This window comes from Njordella aestuarii, from assembly GCF_056494165.1.
This window is the reverse complement of the sequence record NZ_CM151397.1, coordinates 6,119,153-6,138,165: the sequence shown is the minus strand read 5'-3', so window position 1 is coordinate 6,138,165 and position 19,013 is coordinate 6,119,153. Positions and strand designations below refer to the sequence as shown.

The window sequence follows — 19,013 nt, the reverse complement described above, 5'->3', positions numbered from 1 at the left end:
TCACTACTCAGTGGGCCGTAGTAGCTTTGAGTGACCATGCATTCTCTGGGTAAGCGGACAAGGCGAAAAAATGAAAAAGCTTGCGATCCTCATGCTGTTGGTCGTGGGTGTCGGTGCACTGGCTTGGGCGTTCTGGCCAAGGCAACAGGGCGTAGTCCTTCCTGACTCCGGCGATAGCTCTGATGTTTCAACGGAAGCAAATAAGCTCGCCGAGTTTGTGCGCGGCGTTTCTCTCTTGGAAAACCTCAAAGCCGATGAAGCACTCGAGATCTTCAACGATCTCTCGCAAGACGAACTGGATGCAGCCGTCATGCAAAACAAAATCATTGCTTTGCTGACAAAGATAGACAATATCAATGGCCGTATCGCTTTGAATGAAACGACTGCCGAGGAGAAGCAGTCGCTGCGCGCCGAGTTTCCGGGCATCTTTGAGCAGCTAGATAAATCGCTTGCTACTGCAATGGAACTGGAGCCTAACAATGTGGAGCTTGCGAGGTTGGCCGTTATGGCGGAAACGAAACGCATCGATCAGCTTCCTAACACGATCGCCGCGTCCATGCGACGAACATTGCTAGACAAAATTCTGAAATATGTAGAACAGTTCCCAGGCGATCCGATTCTCACGGCCAAGCTTATGTTTGTCGTAGAATCTTTGAAGCTTCGCGACGAATCGCTAGAGAAACTCGTTACCGAACCTTTGCAAGTGGCATACGAAGCTAACCCGCGAAACGCGTTTCTCCTGCGGAGCTTGATACTGCGGAAGATCGAACTGAGAGACCCATCGCTGGTGGATTTGGTCGAACCTGCCATTGAAATTGCACGACCCGTCGATTGGTTGATGCGCAGTAGCATGGGTGGTCAAGACATCTCGCAGTCGCTCCGAGAGGCTGCCGCTAAATTTCAAACAGAGCCAGACGAGTTTTTCGAAACCTTTCTTCGTTGGGCCAATACACTGCTTGGGACACCGCGCTATCGTGTCGATTCCAAACGAACCGATGATATAAGCCCGCTGGTAATGGTGCGCATTCAAAACGCCTACGAAAGATTCGCGGTCGACCAAACCCGCGTGACAAAGGATCTCAGTATTTCTGACCTAGAGTCTGATGCAAGGCAAGCGTGGCAGAGCGTGGCCATCATCAACAATCCGGAGACAGTTAAAACTGACGAAATTACTCAACTACAACTGTTTGATTGGAATATAGATCTGCAGCCCGAATTGCTTATGGCCCAAAGTCAAACGGTGCAGCTTTTCGGCATCAATATTGATAATGCGACCAATACCCTGGAAAGCATGCTTGCAGCGATCGATATCGACGCACCGATTAACACTATTGTCCCTGTCGATCTGTTTGAAGTTCAATCGTCGTCCCGACGGCAGATTCATAACATGCCGTTGGGAGATATACGACATTCGACGTTGCGTGATCTGGTTGTCGGAACGTCCGCTGGTATTCGGATTGTCGCTGTTGAAGAGTCAGTCCCGGAAGGATTGCCGCGTCTATCGTTAGTTGACTCGAGCAAAACGGGGCTTCCATTGGAAGGCAACGTAGCGCACGTTACGCCGTTAGACTTCGAAGCTGATGGCGATCTCGATCTCGCTGTGATTGTCGATGGCCAAGTCCGTCTGTTCATGAATCGCGGCGCACGAAATTTCCTGGAAGCGGATTCGACCAGTGACATGCCGCCATCGGATCGCAAAGTATCCGCCATTGCTGCTTGCGACTACGATCATGACGTCGATATCGATATTATGATTTCTTTTGAGGATGGAGTAGGTGTCCTTGAGAACATTCAACATGGTCAATTCGTTTATCGCGATTTGACTGGAGAATGGTCGGTACTTGCAGATGCAAGCAACCTGCAGTTTGCTGACTTTGATGGCAATGTATCGTGGGACTGGGTGGCTACGAAAAAAGATCAGATCTCCGTACTGCGCACGACGACGATTCCTGGCAAAGATGTACTGCCTTCCACGTCGGTAACGATCGATGCTGTTGGCCTAACAAGCGCTTTTGTACGAGATTTCGATCTCGATGCTCGGCAAGATCTGCTGGTTTCGCACCAATCGGGTGTCGATGTTCTTTGGCAGAATTCTACCGACGAATTCGGCTTTCAGAAAAAGACTTCTGTTGTTGACGGGAAGCGAGGACTTGCGACGACGATCGACAATTCCTCTGCCCAGCACGCGGCGACGATCGTCGTGAAGCATCCTGAGACATTGATGCTCTACAAACCAACGCTGGAAATGGACGGGAGTTTTGTTTCAATTCGGATCAAAGGGATCAGTGACAATGGCGGCGGCAACAATAACGAGTATGCGATCGGAGCTATGCTGGAGTTGTTCAGTCCCGATTCATATCAATCGCGAAGCGTTACAGGGCCATCGACGATCTTTGGAGTAGGTGAAAAAGTCAAGCCGTATAGCTTGAGAATAATTTTCCCTAACGGTCTAACCCAGACCGTGCTTGACCCCAAACTGGATGAACAAATTGAAATAAAGCAAGAATTGAAAGGCTCCTGTCCATTCTTGTACGGTTTCGATGGTGAAAAGTGGCAATTGATTACAGACTGCTTATGGAATGCGCCGTTGGGATTGCAGGTAGAACGTGGTAAGGTGCTTCCTGGCCGACGTTGGGAGTATTTGTCGCTTCCTCGGCATCTGATGCAGCCGTACAAGGGAGCATATGAAATTCGACTGACAGAAGAGCTGTGGGAGGCAGCGTATTTTGATCAAGTTGAGTTGCTTGTGTTCGACCACCCCGCAGAATCGTTTGTACTCACGAACGAAAAAGTTGGCCCTGATTCTATTGCCATGCCGGGACTGTGGACGTACGAAAAATCGATAAAGCCTTCCAAAATAGCTGATGCAAAAGGACGCGATTGGACAGAGCAAATGAGGGACTACGACGGGCAAGTCGCGGTTCCATTCGATGAATACATTTGCCAAGGGCTAGTGAACGAGCACTACCTAGAAATCGAACTTCCGCAGACATTCAACGTTAATGGTCTACAACTCGTGCTATCAGGTTGGTTATGCCCAACCGATACCTCGTTGAATATCGGTATCGGCCAGAATCCGCATCTGACTGGGCCAGTTCCGCCAAGTATTGTGGCCGTCGACGATTCGGGCACGGAAGAACTGATAACAGATTTCATGGGATTTCCTGGCGGGAAGCCTAAGACCATCGTCGTTGACTTGTCTGGCAAGATAGCTTCGTCAACGAAGAGTATTCGCATTAAGACTTCGGCAGAACTCTACTGGGATCAAGCGTATTTTATCGAAGGCTCAAATAACTCAATTCAGCAGGCGGTTGCGCTTGAGCTTGATTCCGCAGATTTGCAGTTCCGAGGCTTTTCTGCGTTGATGCCCCGCGAGCGAAATCAACCGCATTGGTACGATTATCAAAATGTGTCCACGCAACCGAAATGGCTTCCCATGTCAGGGCTGTATACGCGCTACGGCAATTGTCGTGAGATCATCGCTCACGACGATGACCATATGGTTGTGATGGGAAGTGGAGACGAATTAGTTGTGCGATTTGCTATGCCTGTGGAACCAGTCAAAGAGGGCTATGTGCGCGATTTCATCTTGCACAACGTCGGCTGGGACAAAGATGCCGATTTGAATACGATTACCGGGCAATCAAGCCTTCCCCTGCCGTTCAAGGCGATGCAGAGTTACCCATCGCCTGCAACACAGCGGGAACAGTTGCTTGAGGTTGAGCGTCTGAATGCAGATACGCTCACTCGTGAACAATCATTTCAGGCGTTTTGGAAAGAGACGCTTCGCGAACTATGAAAGCGGTAACTTGAACGCTGGGGTAGATTTCGCTAGTCAATTGTCGAATCCGTGCCGATTTCGATGTTTGTAGGGATTCATCTCCACCTGCTGCAGTGGAGTTTCGGGGCTTCGTGCTGAAGAAGCTTGTTGATTGCAATAGTGCGAATCATGCTAATAGCAGTTTCGTTGTAGGAGCCCAAAAGGGTTCTCGAACGCTTTATGATTTGTCTGTTTTTGAAGTTACTGTGCCGCACTAAGCACTATGAAGATCGTCTACATTATAACCCGCAGTGATTCTGTCGGCGGAGCTCAACTGCATGTGCGGGATCTTGCGGCTGCGATGGCCCGTCGAGGTCACGAAGTTCACGTGCTGGTCGGTGGAGCGCAGGGCCCTTACTTTCAGCTATTGGAAGATGCGAAACTGCCTTATACGAAAATTTTATCGCTGATCCGACCAGTGCGACCTTGGACTGATTGGAAGTGTATTTCCGATCTGAAAGCAAAAATTAAGGAGTTGCAGCCTGACCTAGTGCATTCACACTCTTCGAAAGCTGGCCTACTTGGCCGTTATGCTGCTTTTAAGTGTGGCGTTCCGAATGTTTTCAGTGCGCATGGCTGGTCGTTTACTGATGGTATTAAGCCAACGGCAGCTTGGGTGTTCGAGAAGTTAGAGCGAGCAGCTTCAAGTTGGGGGAATGTCATACTCTGCGGCAGTGAAAACGATCGGCAAATGGGGCTTCGCAAACGGATCGCTGATCCATCAAAAATCGAAACCATTTGGTATGGCATTCAAAATCTCCCCGAACCCCGATTGGCAGATCCGCAACGATCACCAGTTAACATGGTGATGGTCGCTCGTTTTGAAGAGCAAAAGGATCATCGGACGCTGCTGCATGGCTTAGCCAAAGTGAAAGACCTGGAATGGACGATCGACTTGCTGGGCGACGGTCCGCTTCGTCCATCCATGGAAACGCTTGCGCAAGAGTTGGGAATCGCTGGACGCGTGAAATTTGTAGGAGCCCAGCCAACGACGGAGTTTCTGCTTCGGAGTCAAATCTTTTTACTGATCACCAATTGGGAAGGTTTACCATTAAGTACGCTTGAGGGAATGCGGGCCGGATTGCCATTGATAGGTACCGCGGTAGGCGGGATACCAGAGCAAATTACGGATGGCGTTTCCGGCTACCTTGTTGGCCGCGGAGAAGTTGACGTGCTGGCCGATCGCTTACGTAAGTTATTGACGAACAACGATCTGCGGCAAGAATTCGGCAACGCGGGTAAAGCTCGATTCGATCAAGATTTTCAGTATGAACGGATGCTTGACAGGATTGAGAACGTTTATCAGCGAATAACTAATTAAATTATCGAATTCGATAGGCAGCAAACTCACTAGATTAATCGATGTGCTTTGAGAGTCTCTGCAATACCTATGCTCAAAGGCGTGAAGGAAAACGTGGGAAGCTTAGCAAGTAAGTGCTGTGGATTTAATGCGATCGACCGAATTGCTGCTGAACTTCCGGAAGGAATATACTCGACATCGATTTTTCGATTGAGGATTGATTCGAATTCAGTATGTAGGCTTCGCAGCGATACAGGCACACCAGTGCCCAGATTAAAAGTGTCTGATTGTGTGAGCCTGTTGCACGAGAGCGAAATCAACTCACAAAAGTCTTCGATATAGATATAGTCTCGCTCGGCAGTTCCATCACCGAAGATCTTGATGGGCTTGTCATTCTTGATGGCATCAATCCAATGCGCGATAACACCTTGTCCAGCGCGAGGGCGTTGATCGGGCCCATACGGATTACCGATTCGGAAGATATCAACCGAAAAATGATTCTGTCTGGCCTCGTGAAGAAGCAGTTGTTCGGCCGTAAGCTTAAAGATCGCGTAAGGTGAACGCGGCGACGTTGCTGAATCTTCAGTACGAGGTGCGTTGCTATCGGCATAGATTGTCCCGCCCGACGAAGGGAAAACGATTTTTTTCACTCCATTCCGAGCCGCAGTTTCCATCATGACCATCAACGGCTGGAGTGCTTCCCAGTATTCGGCCGATGGATTAGCAAAAAACATACTTGGATGTGTGGCTGATGCAAAGTGATAGACGACATCAGCATCGCGTATGGCATCAGCTAAGGTCCACGTGTCTCTAAGGTCTCCTATGACGGACTTAACATTAGGTTCAGCCAAAAGGTCGCTGTTGGGTCGACGCCAAAATGCGGTAACGTTGTGTCCGAGTCGAGCCAAATGCCGAGTGGTTGCGCTGCCCAGGAAGCCCCCGGCACCTAGCACCACGATGTGAAGTTTTTCATTGGTGAGTCGCATTCCGCTTTAGCCCTTGTGCCTGATCGGTTGCGTCAGAAGGCGATTCAAATAGATTCCATAGTCGCTGTTCTTGTAAACTTCGGCTTGCATGCCAAGCTGATCGAGCGAGATCCAGTTTTGACGATAGGCAATCTCTTCTGGGCACGAGACTTTGAGCCCCGTTCTTTTCTCGATAGTCCCGACAAAGCTACTCGCGTCGTGAAGGCTCTCGTGCGTTCCAGTGTCAAGCCACGCCGTGCCTCGCCCAAAGACTTCGACTTGTAGAGTTCCTTCGTCAAGGTAAATGCGATTCAAGTCAGTGATTTCGACTTCGCCGCGTTTAGACGGTTTGAGCGATTTCGCAAAATCGCATACACGTTGATCGTAGAAGTAGAGACCTGGAACTGCAAAATTTGATTTTGGATTTGTCGGTTTTTCTTCCAGTGAAATTGCTTTTCCGCTATCGTCAAACGAGACAACTCCATACGAAGTAGGATCGCGAACCTCGTACGCGAAAACCATCGCACCAGAGGTAAGGCCTGAGGCGCGGCGCAACAACTGAATCAATCCTTGGCCATAAAAGAGATTGTCCCCCAAGGTCAAACAGCTCGTTTCTCCACCAATAAAATCTTCGCCCAGCGTAAACGCCTGCGCCAGTCCACCTGGGTGCGGTTGAACTTTGTATTGCAGGTTAATTCCCCACTGTGAACCGTCGTGGAGCAACGACTGAAACAACGGCAGATGCTGCGGCGTAGAAATTATTAGTATTTCTCGAATGCCGGCCAGCATCAATGTTGACAGCGGATAGTAAATCATCGGCTTGTCGTAGACCGGAAGCAACTGCTTGCTGATAACGCCTGTAAGCGGCGCGAGTCTACTGCCGCTACCTCCGGCGAGGATGATACCCCTCATTGTAGTTTAATGCCTAACTAAATGGTTGTCCTGATGAAATTGTCTCAGGGAAGTTGTGTGTTGTGTCGTTCCGAAGGCCGTGGCTAACGCGAGGCAGTTGATTCGCCCAATCGTTCCAATTGATAATTGCCATCAAGGATAGCTTGCCACCAATCTTTATTGCTCAGGTACCATTCCACTGTTTTTCGCAGAGATTCTTCAAGCTTGTAGCGTGGTTGCCAATCCAGTTCGTGTTGGATTTTGCTAGAGTCAATTGCGTATCGAAAATCGTGACCGGGCCGATCCTTGACATAACTGATGAGCTCTTCGTGTTTAGCACCATTCTGGCGAGGTCGGAGTCCATCCATGATTTCGCAGACGGCTTTTACCAAGTCAATGTTGCGCACTTCTGTATTGCCGCCAACGTTATACGTTTCCCCCGGAGTTCCTCGCTCCAAAACAGTAACTAGAGCGTTGACATGATCTTCTACATAAAGCCAATCGCGAATGTTCAGCCCTTGACCATATACTGGCAAGGGTTCTTCGGCGAGGCATTTGATAATCATCAGCGGCAGCAGTTTTTCGGGAAACTGATAAGGGCCGTAATTGTTTGAGCAGTTGGTCACAAGCACGGGAAGGCCGTACGTTGTTTTCCAAGCGCGGGCTAGATGATCCGAAGCAGCTTTGGTAGCAGAGTAGGGGGAGTGTGGGTCGTAAGGAGTGTTTTCCGTGAACATGCCGGAATCTCCTAAGGATCCATACACCTCATCGGTAGAAACGTGCAGAAATCGGAACTTGTCGCGATTTTCAGGTTTCAAACTTCGGAAGTGTTGGAGGCTAGCTTCCAATAAGTTGAAGGTGCCCAACACGTTGGTTTGAATAAATTCGGATGGGCCATCAATCGACCGATCAACGTGTGATTCTGCAGCAAGATGCATCACCGCATCCGGCCGGACATTGTGAAAGACTTCTCGCATCAAAGCCGAATCGGCGATATCTGCTTGGATAAACTCGTAGCGTGGAGATCCATCGACATCATGCAGCGATCGCGGATTGCCGGCGTACGTCAGTTTGTCAATGTTTACAACCGAGTAAGGTGTTTGGCTTAACAGAATACGCACGAGGTTGGAGCCAATAAATCCACAACCTCCGGTTACTAGAATCTTCATTTTTGCCTTCCGCTTGGAGCTCAACAGGACACCCGTAATCAAATAATGGGTGCCCACGCGAATACGAATCCAACTATAGTTATTCTAGTGGTCGCATGTACTGGCCGCGGCTTAAACAATTGGCCAATTAGTACGCTCATCCGTTATATTCAGAAGCGTCCGCGTATTCGGTACTGACGGCCGGTTTCGATGTAGTGGTCGGCCGCTCTACGGATCATTGCTATTTCATCCTCCGTGACTTCCCGGACTACTTTGCCGGGTATTCCCATGACCATCGAACGCGGTGGAATTGTTTTGCCTTCGGGAACCAACGCTCCAGCGGCAATAATCGACCATTCGCCGATCGTGGCTGCATTTAGTACGATGGCACCTATTCCAATCAGCACATTATCTGCAACCGTAGCGCCATGGACGATGGCTCGATGCCCGACAGTGACTCGATTTCCGAGCGTGCAGGGAAGGCCAGGATCCGCATGCAAGCAGCAAAGGTCCTGTATATTAGACTCGTTGCCAATTTGAAGCTTGGCCGTATCCCCTCGCAGTACTGCACCGAACAGGATGGTCGAACGGTCTCCCACAGCGACTTCCCCCGTGATTGTCGCAGTTTTCGCAACAAAGACATCTTGGCCGATCAGCTCTGGATGAAATTCGAACGGATCAAGGCTGGCTGAACTAGAATTCTTCATAAGTAATTCGATTGGCGTTGGTGGCTTGGCACGACGACGAAACACGACAATACTAGGTTTTCGCCCAAACTGAGCTTAGCCGGTTATCCAGCTTGATCAAGGTTTGACTTTCTGCAGCGTGCTTTTGAACGGTCGAAGGTTGGCGATACTTTGTTTGTTGTTAAACATTAGAGGTGAATGATGCGATGGGAAGGCCGCGAGGGTAGTGCGAACGTCGAAGATCGGCGCGGAATGCCGGCTGCAGGAGGACTTGCGATCGGCGGCGGTGTGAGCACGATCATCATCTTAGTCCTTGCTATTCTGTTGGGTGCAAACCCGCAGCAGTTATTACAACAAGCAGGTGAGGGGGCTGTCGTTAACCAGCGGCAGCGGCCCAACAACGCGCCCGTTGATCCAGACAAAGACCCGCTTCGACAGTTCGTAGGCGTGGTTCTCAAAGATACCGAAGACGTATGGCATCAACAATTTCGCCAACAGTTACAAAAGCGGTACGTTGAGCCAAAGTTAGTTTTGTTTACTGGGCAAGTTCAGTCTGCTTGTGGCACTGCGGGCTCTTCCGTTGGTCCGTTCTACTGTCCCGGAGACTCGAATGTGTACCTCGATTTGTCATTCTTTAATGAATTAGCAACGCGACATAAGGCGAAGGGCGACCTTGCTATGGCTTATGTTATCGCACACGAAGTTGGACATCATGTGCAGAATCAATTGGGGATTTCGCAGCAAGTTCAAAACCTTCGGGCTCGGGCTCCGAAGGCTCAAGCCAACTTGCTAAGTGTCCGTACTGAGCTTCAGGCAGACTATTTGGCTGGAGTCTTCATACACCACGCACAACAAACCAAAGCCATATTGGAACGCGGAGACTTAGAGGAAGCAATCAATGCTGCACAGCAAATCGGCGACGACAAACTTACGGGCGGTCGTGTTCCCGAACAGCTATTTACGCACGGGACGTCCAAGCAGCGAATGTTCTGGCTGACGGCTGGAATCGAGTCGGGGGACTTGAACCAGATGATGAAACCTTTCGAAATGTCCAAAGCAGAATTGGATGCAACTGGCCAGCAATAGGCATCCGCTTCCGACATTCCTCAGTTTGTACGATTTAAAAGAAAACGGCCTTGAGTAAAGTGTACTCAGGGCCGTGGTTTTGTTGTGATTTCAAATTACTCTAACTATTCGTCAGAATCTTTCTTGTCTTTACTGTCTTTCTTGTCTTTATTGCGATCGTCTTTGCGGAAATCCCACGGAGCGGTTGGTTCCTCTTTTTTCCAGATTCCAAGCTTGCCTTCTTTAGCTTCTATCTGTGCTGCTGCGTATTGATCGCTCTTGCTATATTGTTCGTAATGCCAAGCCCAGCCCTTGCTGATCATTTCTAGGTTAACGTTCTTGTCGTCACCGACGAACACGGTTCCTAGAATGCGTTTGTAGTTGTCACGATTCTCCCACCGAACTTCGACTTCTTTTCCATTCACCAGCTTTTTTAGAAAATCGGTCGACTCTTTACCACCGTCTTGCTTAAACTCCGGTGCGTCAATTCCCTCCAGGTGGATTGTCTCTTCTTCCTTATCGGATTTAACCACAATCGAGTCGCCATCAATAACTCTGGTTACCTTTCCCTTGAGAATATTCGCTTCCTTGTCGGTGTCAGAATTTTCTTCTGCCTGTGACAAGTTTGATTGCACGCAAAAAGCGGCGGCAAGAACGAGAAAGCGTCGAGTGAATGCAAAAAAATTCTTGTGGCTCATGATTTTCCCAGTCTAAAATGAAACTTTACCAACTACACGTCTGAAAAAATGGTCCGTCGACTTCTGCAGTCATCTGCTTTGAAGTGAACTTTCGGCGTGCGATCGTAACTGAAAAGGGGGCGGACACATATTTTCAAACCAGTCCTAAGAGAAATTTAAAGCTACAATGGGAACTGGTGAACTACTAAAACGGTGAAGTTCCCACAAATATTTGAGTCTTTTCCAGGTCGCTCATGGCAAGCTTCGATCGTCCACAACCACAATCGCCTCGTAGGGTCCTATCGCAGGCACAAGACCGCGACTCCCAAGTGCTCCCGGAGTCGATTGCGATGCCTGACGAGAACGTTGAACGATTGCGGAGGACCGAGAAAGTCCCTCTGGAACCTTGGAGTGGGGAAGGGGGACACAAGTCGTGGATCTACAGCACGTTGATTCATACTGCCATCCTAGTCACGCTGGCGCTCGTCTGGCAGCCAGTGGTTCGTGGCACCAATGGAGTAGCTGATCGGCCGATTGGAATAGCTTTAGTACACCATCAGAACGCTGGCGTGCAGTACGAGCTACAAGGCGGCGGTGACCCAAGTGTCTCGGGTGAGTCTCTCGCGGTCGCGATGGAAAATGCCACTAGCGCGTCCAGTTCAAACAATATCGATGCGCAGATTTCGGAAATGTTAGGAAGTCTGAATTCGGCATTGCAAGGTGTCGATGTCTCCGCGGAGGCAACGGGAGCAACAGGCGCATCGGGGATTCAAGGCGAGGGCAGCGGCGGCGACACCCGTGGCGATGCGGCTCAGACCAAGACCTCGTTCATGGGCATCGAAGGGCAAGGCAGCTCCTTTGTATATGTCTTGGATCGATCCGATAGCATGAATGCATATGATGGGACGCCGCTGCAACGAGCTAAGCGTGAACTCGCCGCCTCTATTGAATCGCTTGGTCGCGTCAACCAATTCCAAATCATCTTCTACAGTGAATTTGCCACCCCCTACCGAGGTTCGATTTCAGGCACGGGCGGAATGATCTTCGCCAGTGATGTCGATAAGAGAGCCGCCGGTGAATATGTACAAAAAGTGGAGGCTACGGGTAGCACCGACCATCTCCCAGCTTTAGAGATGGGGCTACAACTGCAACCCAGCGTGCTGTTCTTTCTGACCGACGGTGACGAGCCTGCACTGCGCAGCGATCAGATGGCTCGCGTACGCGATCTAGCGAGTCGTGCGGGCACTACGATCCATACGATCCAGTTTGGTGTTGGTGTACGAAGCGGTGGCGGCGAGTGGATTGCGGATCTTGCAAGTAAGACCGGTGGCAAATATCGCTACATCGACGTCACTCAGTTTGCCAGACAAGACTAACATAACTAAAGTAATCGAACATCGAAGCAAGTTTCCTGCCGACAGTCGTCCACGCGGGCCGATCTGAATTCCAACAAGAGTATCATCGCATGCAATCGGGACTAATGATTCAGAACAACCGAAAGCTTCTTGCACTAACGGTGCTTGGAGTATGTTTTCCAGCGTCTTATGTAACCGCACAAGAAGATAAACCTGTACGGGCAGTGTTGCAGCGACGCACCGATGGGAACGTAGCGTCGGATATCGCTGCTGCTCGCGCGGCTGGACTGCTAGGGAACACTGTAGCCGAGTCAGCAGCTGATACCTCTCCGGAGCCAAAGACTTCTGGACTATCAATCACTGGCGGTCAGGAAAAACCTGATATCGAAGCGCCGAAATACAAAGTTGATAATGGTCAAGTGGACGTGCCCGATGCGGATGATGCCGGCACGACGCAGCCCAGAGTCGGATCCGCTCCAAGCCAGCGATCTGCCACCAACGCGCAAAATTCGGGAGCGATTCCTGCTGGCTATACTATTTTAAACGGTATCGCCTACTCGCCCGAATGCCTCCCGTACACCTACACGGACATTCAATGTGATGAAGTGACGCCAATCAAGTCGAAAGCGGAATCACCGACTGCCAGCGATGACCAATGGTCCGAAGAAGAGTTAGTTAAGAAAGTCGCAAGTATTACCGGTGGAACCCTGCAGATAAGCCAAAAACCACCGTCAATGAATCGACAAAACGAGCGGCTAACGCGTCTCCGCCCCGTGGGGCGTCTTGCCTCACTGCAGTCGGACTCTGAGGCAAGTGCAACACCTTCGTTGCCCTTGAATGCTCCAGAGCAATCGAGTGTACAGCCGGCGGCGTTTCAAGATGCTTCGAGTATCCCAAGTTTGAGTTCAGGTGGTGCTTTCGCGCCGCCCCCATCGTCACCAAGCACATTGTCAGCTCCACCTAGTTTTGGTAGCCCAACAACTGCAGATGTACTTCCGAACTCTTCACCCTCTATCCCCAATAGCAGTCTACCGAACTCGAATGTCGTTCCATTTAGTAGTTCGACGCCATCGAGCACATACGATTCGGTGCCTACTTATCAAAGGACTGCGCCGGTTGTGAGTGGGGCACCGTTTGTGTCTGAAGGGCCCTGCCAATTCGATGCCTCCTACATGGTGGCTCCCGTTTCCTATTCGTACGCCGCTGATCCTTGCAATACAGGCTACGCGCCAATGAGTCAACCGGGACCATTAGTTCCAGTTGGAAGTTACGGCGCTGTTCCAGGCTTTACTGCGCCGGCTACGATCACGCCCGGTCAAGCGCCGCAGCTGTATTCTTCCAACAATAGCGGATTTCGGCCGCTGTTCGGATTTGCGCATCAAGAGCGGTACAATGTTAACATTGGGCGGGGAGTATTCGGCCAGCCCAAGGCGTACGTTCAAGGTCAGTATATACGCAACTTGCTACGTTACATTTTCCCTTAGAGGCTAACAAAAAACTGGAGTTTGAAAAAAGGATTTATAGATTATCAAAGATGCGAAAAGTAATGACGGCAGCGGCGAGTTTTGCCCAAGCATCAATCATGATTGCATCTCGATCATAGCGAAAGCGAAGCCGTCTTAATCCCTTGAACCACGAAATGGTTCGTTCCACGACCCATCGCACTTTGCCTAAATGGCTGCCATGTTTCTCGCGACGCCTTCGAATCTTGGGTTCAATACCTATCCACTCCAGAAGCTTTCGTCCCGAATTATCGTCGTATCCTGCATCGGCGATGACTTGCTTGGGATGCGTTAGTGGGCGTCCCCTTCGACCACCAATCTGCGGAAATTCGACGACAGTTTTGACGAGTTCTTTCACGTCAGGCACATTAGCACCGACCACTCGAACCGCGAGAGGAACTCCGTTAGCGTCCACCATCAAAGTGTGCTTAGTCCCCGGTTTTGCACGGTCGGTCGGATTGGGACCACTCTTGGCCCCGCCTCCAAAAGCTCGCGTCAGAGTCGAATCGATGATCGCTACTTCGTGATGCAACCGCTTCGCTGCATTGAGCTTATTGAGAATCTTCTTATGGATACGCTCCCAAATTCCCGTGGACTGCCAAAGGCGCAAACGCGATCGAGCGGTCTCACCGCAACATCCCATCTCCAACGGGACATCTGCCCAGCGGCAGCCGGTCGTCAGCACATGCCAAATTACCCGCACTACCACCTCATGCTCGATCGGTCGTCGACCACCATCACTGGTAGATTCTGGCAACGGCGGCAGTTCAGCTAAAATGAATCTCAGTAAATCGTCCGGTATAATATTCTTAGCCATGATATTCTCCTTGAATTCATGGCTGGCGCAAACCCTGTGCCAAACGAACGTTAGGCAAGTTTTTTGTTAGCCTCTTAGACTTTTGCGGCTTCGATCAAGAGCGTTTCTGCTCGCGTTGGTCGATGAACCGATTCGCTTTGCCATCGGTTCTAGGAAGCGAGCCATCTTCGCAGTCCTTGACTTCAATTCTCAAGCCAAGTTGAATTGCAAACTGGTCTTCAATGCGATGGGGTTCATGCCTGGCGTCTTCAACCTCCACAACCAAATGATCCATCTCACCGCGTTTGGTGGCAATGATACGAAACTCGGAAACGGAATCAAATTCACGTAGAATCGCTTCGATGCTGCTTGGAAACACGTTAACGCCGCGGATAATCAGCATATCGTCAGCACGGCCGAGAATACCGCCCACAAGCCTGACAAAATTGCAGCGATGCGCAGGAGCTAGAATAGGCGTCACGATATCTCCTGTGCGAAATCGCAATGCCGGTGCTCCTGCGCGACCAAGTGACGTAAGGACTAGTTCATACAACTGAGGAGCGCTGTCGTTTGGGAGCATCTCGACGTTTACGCTAGCTTCAATCGGCAAGAACTCGGCGATAAACTCCGATTCGATAACCCAAAGATCGCGTCCGCCCGGAGTTCCGCATCCCCAAGGCCCGACTTCAGTTGCCCCGGCATGATCAACAACGGTAGCATCCCACACCGCTTGGATTCGCGAGCGAACGGTTGGAATGGATCCCCCCGGTTCCCCTGCGACAATGATCGTCCGAATTCCCATGCGGCGAGGATCGATACCAGATCGCAACGCTTCTTCGGCTAGGTGGAGTGCGTACGTCGGCGTACAACAGAGGACGCTGGAGCCCGATGCTTTCAACAAATCCAACCGAGCCGCCGTGGTTAAACCACCCCCTGGGACAACTTTCAAACCGCGTTGTACGGCGGCTTCAAAGGCGCTCCAAAAACCGATAAATGGGCCAAACGAAAAGGCCATGAAAATCGTATCGCGCAGAGTCACCTGGGCCGCGTCCCAAACATATTGCCACGTATCCAACCACCACTGCCAGTCGTCCGTTGTGTCCAAGACAATCATTGGCCTTCCACGCGTGCCACTGGTTCGATGCAAGCGGTTATAGACACTTCGCTCAAAGGTGTGGTGGGCCGCAAAATCAGTCTTGGAATCCCCTTGGACCGCTTTCTTGTCAAGCAAAGGAAGTTGGGACCAGTCTTCCAAGGACTCAATCTTCAGCTCTTTGCATCCATACAACTCCTGGTAGAACGCATTTTTAGGCATAACCTCGGCAAGCAACTTTTGTAGCCTCTCAAGCTGGTATGCCTGCAGTCGTTCACGGCTGAACATGCGAAGGTTCGTACGGTTTGCCAAGTCCCGCGCGAAAGAATTTGTCTTGTCAGATTTAATGCGGAACGCCCTTTCAGAATGTGCAAAATACTAGATCGAATATCAATGGTGGAAGGTTTTGCAGCACTTCTATCACACTGCGACATGGTGGATGAAACTAGGTTGAACTATCAACACTGTGGAATCCATTCTTCGCTAGGCTGACAGGTATACTAAAACATCGTTTCAACTTAAAAATAGAACAGCCCTAGGTTACATTGAACGTATCGTCGTGTGTGCGTTCTCGACAAATCGCAGACTCCATGCAGTTCGACTACCCGCCAACAATACAATGCGAAGTCCGAAGATACTGCGTTAAACCCCAAATCCGACAAAGAGTATCAGTCCAGATCATGAAGAAATGCGTTTTAGACATCGGTAACTGTGGACCAGACCATAACGCGCTACGTTCGATGCTGCAATCTAACTTCGATGCGGAGGTGCTGCAGGCCGATGCCAAAGCGGATGCGATCGAGATCCTTCAGAGTAAGCACGTCAACCTAATCCTGGTCAACCGAAAATTGGATGTGGATTATACGGACGGCATTGACGTTTTGACCGCGATTAAGGCGGATGCTCGCTTTTCTGAAATACCTGCCATGCTGGTGACAAATATGGACGATTACCAGCAAGATGCAGTACAAAAGGGGGCAGAATATGGCTTTGGAAAACTGGCTCTTCGCAACCCAGAAACTCAGGAACGATTGCGAAAATTCCTAGCCTAATTGGCCGTCTGAATCTATGGGGAAAGGTTCGACCGCTGTATCGGCGTTCCGGAAGCTACTGCAATGTTTTCTCGCTAGCGATTGGTGGCTTCCAAGTCAGCCCGGTTTTCGCACCAGTCATAGGCGTCGAAGAGTGATTCTCGCAAATTTTCCCCGCGATTTTCGCAAGAATTTCGCCATGTTGGGCTGTTGAGAAGTTCAGCTGTCTTGAGCTTCGTATGCGCCAGCAAATGTTCCACTACGAGCTGGTCGGTATTCTCAGAGCGTCTTGTTCGATAAAGCTCTTGGTAGCCTCGCGGCGCCGACTCATGCGTGCTAATCACGACTTTCGAACTCCGGTCAAAACTAAAGAATCGTAGTTTGAATCGACTTGCCCAACGAAGCTGTTCGTAGCCATCGACAATCAGTATGCGGTTGCACTTCTTGCTCTTTGCTGATTTGGGAAGCTTACCAATACTGCGGCACTCTGTGTTCAACTGCCGTAAATGACAGTCGACTCCATTGTCCAGTAGGCTGAGATGGAGGTGATGAAGCAGCGTTGATTTTCCTGTTCCATGCGGGCCTACGACGCAGAAATTCCGTGATGGCGAATCGAGCATCGTAGCGACCAAATCGTCGAGCGCGAGAATTTTTTCCCCACCGATGGAGCTGGACGAGCCGTCTAACGCGAAAAAATATTTGATTGCGCCGGGGCGAATAAAACGGCTGCTGAAGGGATTAGGCCGACTCATACGCGACGAATAAAATGGGAAGCATAGCTTCGCACGTTCTTGCCGTTCAAGACATGAAACATACGCAACTGTTGAATCGTGGCGTCACTAAATTTGCTCATCGGAAGATGAACTAGTCGCTTACCAAAACGTTTGGCGGTCTTTCTCCATGAAAGCGTAATCGCTGTCGAAGATAACACAACAACATGTCGCGACTGAGAATTAAGGCATGCTCCGGCGATTAGTCGCTGCTCGAGCGTATCACAAAAATCAAGTCGGTCGTCTTGCCAAATGTCTTCGATATACCGTGGTGGATAAAGAAACATTGCGCCACCATATGTTGATAAAGCGACTCCCGGCCCCAGCATCTCCTCTCGGAAATTGGTTGCGTAGAACGCCAAGGTTGACTCTTCTTGATGTTCGGCAAACCAAGTCGATCTCCAAGGATACCGGCGTGGGTCGGCCGGGACATCAAACAGCATCACGCACGCGTCGAGCTTGCCAATCGAGGGTGGAATGCGCTTCACGTAGATGTCCGCGTCATACCAGTGCCGAAGCGTTTCACGAATATCGATTCCATCCATAATCGATGTGCTGAACTTTTCGCTTTGTGCCAAATCAGAGGATATCGCTGTTTGTGCTCTTTCGATGAGGCGTGTTCGGAACGATTCAATTGCCTTGTCTTCAGGCGGCCATGAACATTGCGAAAAAGGATTCCATTGCATGGCCCATTTCGTTGATTCGATCTTCTTTGGCTTGGGATTTAAGTCGATGGTACGCCATTGAAGGTCGGGGCTGTCCAAGCGATTAATTCCTTTGCACAGCTCACCATCTGGCATCTCTATATTAGAAACGCCATAACGAACGGTTGGGATGTTGCGGTATTCAAAGAAGGAGTATTGCTTGGCAGCTTCGATTACGTGAATCGCATATTGATCGCCGACGATCTGTTTGCATGCAACCAGGATGGTATAGAAATCAGGGCTTAAGCGACGGTCAAGCAACGTTAAATTGCGAATGTATTGGATGCACTGGTTCAGCATCAACGGAGGAATTTTGCGTGCACGGTCTCGAAGATCAGCTTTATAGGTTTGTCTGGCCGTGATCAGTAAGTGTTTTAAGTAATCGATCGATGCCGATTCTACATCCGTATCGCCCCTTAGACGAAACTGTTCGTGAATGCTGGTGGCAAACGGAAGCTCGGCAAGAAAAAACAAAAGCGTCTGCTCGTCGACCTGCGCTGTAAAAGCGGGTTCCGTTTCCTCGAACCCGTCGGGCGAAACCGCGCGGATATTCTCTTGATATGTGCGACGTAGCCATGGCCACATCGCCATTGGGCACAGGCAAACAATTTCGCTGTAATCTATCTCAGCCCGATGGATCTGAGACGCTAGAAAGGCAACTCGCTCGGATTGATGTCGACTCGCAAGTGGCGGAATTGCAGGCAGCATCGCAGCCGCAAACGTCTCCAGCTCACAATGCCTCAACGCATAGGCATCTGAAGTGACCGATGTGCAAGGAGTGAAATGTAGCGAAGGAGAATCGATGAAGCGAATAGGAATGTGCTCGCCTATCGCGAATCGAATGGCGGCGATTACTGCTTGGCATGGATCGATCGGCACGTAGAACGCTCGGCGAGCGTCGTCATCAGCGTATGCTTCACTGTCGTCTTCATGCCAATTGGATCCGTCTTCACGAGCCAACCACTGCTTTTCTTCGACTTGGATGACCGCCGACACATTGGGTAGATCTGCCACCGCGGCAAGTACCTGCTCGCGAAAAGATTCTGGAAGCGGTATCAAGAGACAATCGCACCGCGTATTCAGCAGCCAGCGTTCCATGGCCCGCGCATAAGACCCGTCGCTGTTTACAACAGGTACCAGACGAGTTCGGTTGCTCAAGCAAAAGGGATCACTAGGTCGATTGGACATGAATTTTCCCTCGAGCGCACAA

At 50.3% G+C, this 19,013-nt stretch carries 15 protein-coding genes; 6 read left to right on the top strand and 9 right to left on the bottom strand.

Features of this window, described 5'->3' with window-relative positions; translation table 11 throughout:
• The first annotated feature begins 70 nt into the window (after positions 1-70).
• Both SH451x_RS24000 and SH451x_RS23995 read left to right on the top strand, forming a co-directional pair.
• Positions 71-3,799, top strand: a complete 3,729-nt coding sequence (locus SH451x_RS24000) for an FG-GAP-like repeat-containing protein (protein ID WP_479359813.1) — start codon at positions 71-73, stop codon at positions 3,797-3,799.
• Between the two features lie 244 nt (positions 3,800-4,043).
• Entirely contained in the window at positions 4,044-5,141 is a 1,098-nt protein-coding gene (locus SH451x_RS23995; protein WP_479359812.1) for a glycosyltransferase family 4 protein, read from the top strand.
• Between the two features lie 29 nt (positions 5,142-5,170).
• On the opposite strand, the gene SH451x_RS23990 is transcribed toward SH451x_RS23995, so the two are convergent.
• From SH451x_RS23990 to SH451x_RS23975, 4 genes are all read right to left on the bottom strand, one after another.
• Positions 5,171-6,106: an NAD-dependent epimerase/dehydratase family protein gene (locus SH451x_RS23990; protein ID WP_479359811.1), complete on the bottom strand. Its 936-nt coding sequence runs from the start codon at positions 6,104-6,106 to the stop codon at positions 5,171-5,173.
• A gap of 6 nt (positions 6,107-6,112) precedes the next feature.
• A complete protein-coding gene (rfbA, locus tag SH451x_RS23985; protein WP_479359810.1) occupies positions 6,113-6,997 on the bottom strand; it encodes a glucose-1-phosphate thymidylyltransferase RfbA in 885 nt (294 codons plus the stop codon).
• A gap of 83 nt (positions 6,998-7,080) precedes the next feature.
• On the bottom strand, positions 7,081-8,145 hold the full coding sequence (rfbB, locus tag SH451x_RS23980) for a dTDP-glucose 4,6-dehydratase (protein ID WP_479359809.1): 1,065 nt from the start codon (positions 8,143-8,145) through the stop codon (positions 7,081-7,083).
• Between the two features lie 149 nt (positions 8,146-8,294).
• Positions 8,295-8,831 carry a gamma carbonic anhydrase family protein gene (locus SH451x_RS23975; protein ID WP_479359808.1) on the bottom strand — a complete coding sequence of 179 codons (537 nt, stop codon included), beginning with the start codon at positions 8,829-8,831 and terminating at the stop codon, positions 8,295-8,297.
• Positions 8,832-9,011: 180 nt separating this feature from the next.
• On the opposite strand from SH451x_RS23975, the gene ypfJ reads away from it, so the two are divergent.
• Entirely contained in the window at positions 9,012-9,896 is an 885-nt protein-coding gene (gene ypfJ / locus SH451x_RS23970) for a KPN_02809 family neutral zinc metallopeptidase (RefSeq protein WP_479359807.1), read from the top strand.
• A gap of 104 nt (positions 9,897-10,000) precedes the next feature.
• Here the strand turns inward: ypfJ and SH451x_RS23965 are convergent, their stop codons facing one another.
• Positions 10,001-10,573, bottom strand: a complete 573-nt coding sequence (locus SH451x_RS23965) for a thermonuclease family protein (protein ID WP_479359806.1) — start codon at positions 10,571-10,573, stop codon at positions 10,001-10,003.
• Between the two features lie 233 nt (positions 10,574-10,806).
• Between SH451x_RS23965 and SH451x_RS23960 the strand changes: the two genes are divergently transcribed.
• Together SH451x_RS23960 and SH451x_RS23955 are read left to right on the top strand one after the other, a co-directional pair.
• Entirely contained in the window at positions 10,807-11,928 is a 1,122-nt protein-coding gene (locus SH451x_RS23960; protein WP_479359805.1) for a vWA domain-containing protein, read from the top strand.
• A gap of 89 nt (positions 11,929-12,017) precedes the next feature.
• Complete coding sequence (locus SH451x_RS23955) at positions 12,018-13,391, top strand: hypothetical protein (protein WP_479359804.1); 1,374 nt, start codon at positions 12,018-12,020, stop codon at positions 13,389-13,391.
• Positions 13,392-13,425: 34 nt separating this feature from the next.
• On the opposite strand, the gene SH451x_RS23950 is transcribed toward SH451x_RS23955, so the two are convergent.
• Together SH451x_RS23950 and SH451x_RS23945 are read right to left on the bottom strand one after the other, a co-directional pair.
• Positions 13,426-14,226: an IS5 family transposase gene (locus SH451x_RS23950; RefSeq protein ID WP_479358450.1), complete on the bottom strand. Its 801-nt coding sequence runs from the start codon at positions 14,224-14,226 to the stop codon at positions 13,426-13,428.
• A gap of 94 nt (positions 14,227-14,320) precedes the next feature.
• Positions 14,321-15,586: a phenylacetate--CoA ligase family protein gene (locus tag SH451x_RS23945; protein WP_479359803.1), complete on the bottom strand. Its 1,266-nt coding sequence runs from the start codon at positions 15,584-15,586 to the stop codon at positions 14,321-14,323.
• 392 nt (positions 15,587-15,978) lie between these two features.
• Here SH451x_RS23945 and SH451x_RS23940 point away from each other — a divergent pair, with 392 nt between their 5' ends.
• Positions 15,979-16,350: a response regulator gene (locus SH451x_RS23940; RefSeq protein ID WP_479359801.1), complete on the top strand. Its 372-nt coding sequence runs from the start codon at positions 15,979-15,981 to the stop codon at positions 16,348-16,350.
• 74 nt (positions 16,351-16,424) lie between these two features.
• Here SH451x_RS23940 and SH451x_RS23935 read toward each other — a convergent pair whose 3' ends face one another.
• Positions 16,425-17,081 carry a hypothetical protein gene (locus tag SH451x_RS23935; RefSeq protein ID WP_479359800.1) on the bottom strand — a complete coding sequence of 219 codons (657 nt, stop codon included), beginning with the start codon at positions 17,079-17,081 and terminating at the stop codon, positions 16,425-16,427.
• Entirely contained in the window at positions 17,078-18,991 is a 1,914-nt protein-coding gene (locus SH451x_RS23930; protein ID WP_479359798.1) for a hypothetical protein, read from the bottom strand. The genes SH451x_RS23935 and SH451x_RS23930 overlap by 4 nt, the downstream gene beginning before the upstream one ends.
• Between the last annotated feature and the right edge of the window lie 22 nt (positions 18,992-19,013).

Coding starts and splice junctions, on each gene's coding strand:
- SH451x_RS23940 (WP_479359801.1), top strand. CDS start 15,979: ATGAAGAAATGCGTTTTAGACATCGGTAACTGTGGACCAGACCATAAC.
- SH451x_RS23935 (WP_479359800.1), bottom strand. CDS start 17,081: ATGAGTCGGCCTAATCCCTTCAGCAGCCGTTTTATTCGCCCCGGCGCA.
- ypfJ (WP_479359807.1), top strand. CDS start 9,012: ATGCGATGGGAAGGCCGCGAGGGTAGTGCGAACGTCGAAGATCGGCGC.
- SH451x_RS23995 (WP_479359812.1), top strand. CDS start 4,044: ATGAAGATCGTCTACATTATAACCCGCAGTGATTCTGTCGGCGGAGCT.
- SH451x_RS23945 (WP_479359803.1), bottom strand. CDS start 15,586: ATGTTCAGCCGTGAACGACTGCAGGCATACCAGCTTGAGAGGCTACAA.
- SH451x_RS23990 (WP_479359811.1), bottom strand. CDS start 6,106: ATGCGACTCACCAATGAAAAACTTCACATCGTGGTGCTAGGTGCCGGG.
- SH451x_RS23950 (WP_479358450.1), bottom strand. CDS start 14,226: ATGGCTAAGAATATTATACCGGACGATTTACTGAGATTCATTTTAGCT.
- SH451x_RS23975 (WP_479359808.1), bottom strand. CDS start 8,831: ATGAAGAATTCTAGTTCAGCCAGCCTTGATCCGTTCGAATTTCATCCA.
- SH451x_RS23960 (WP_479359805.1), top strand. CDS start 10,807: ATGGCAAGCTTCGATCGTCCACAACCACAATCGCCTCGTAGGGTCCTA.
- SH451x_RS23965 (WP_479359806.1), bottom strand. CDS start 10,573: ATGAGCCACAAGAATTTTTTTGCATTCACTCGACGCTTTCTCGTTCTT.
- rfbA (WP_479359810.1), bottom strand. CDS start 6,997: ATGAGGGGTATCATCCTCGCCGGAGGTAGCGGCAGTAGACTCGCGCCG.
- SH451x_RS24000 (WP_479359813.1), top strand. CDS start 71: ATGAAAAAGCTTGCGATCCTCATGCTGTTGGTCGTGGGTGTCGGTGCA.
- rfbB (WP_479359809.1), bottom strand. CDS start 8,145: ATGAAGATTCTAGTAACCGGAGGTTGTGGATTTATTGGCTCCAACCTC.
- SH451x_RS23930 (WP_479359798.1), bottom strand. CDS start 18,991: ATGTCCAATCGACCTAGTGATCCCTTTTGCTTGAGCAACCGAACTCGT.
- SH451x_RS23955 (WP_479359804.1), top strand. CDS start 12,018: ATGCAATCGGGACTAATGATTCAGAACAACCGAAAGCTTCTTGCACTA.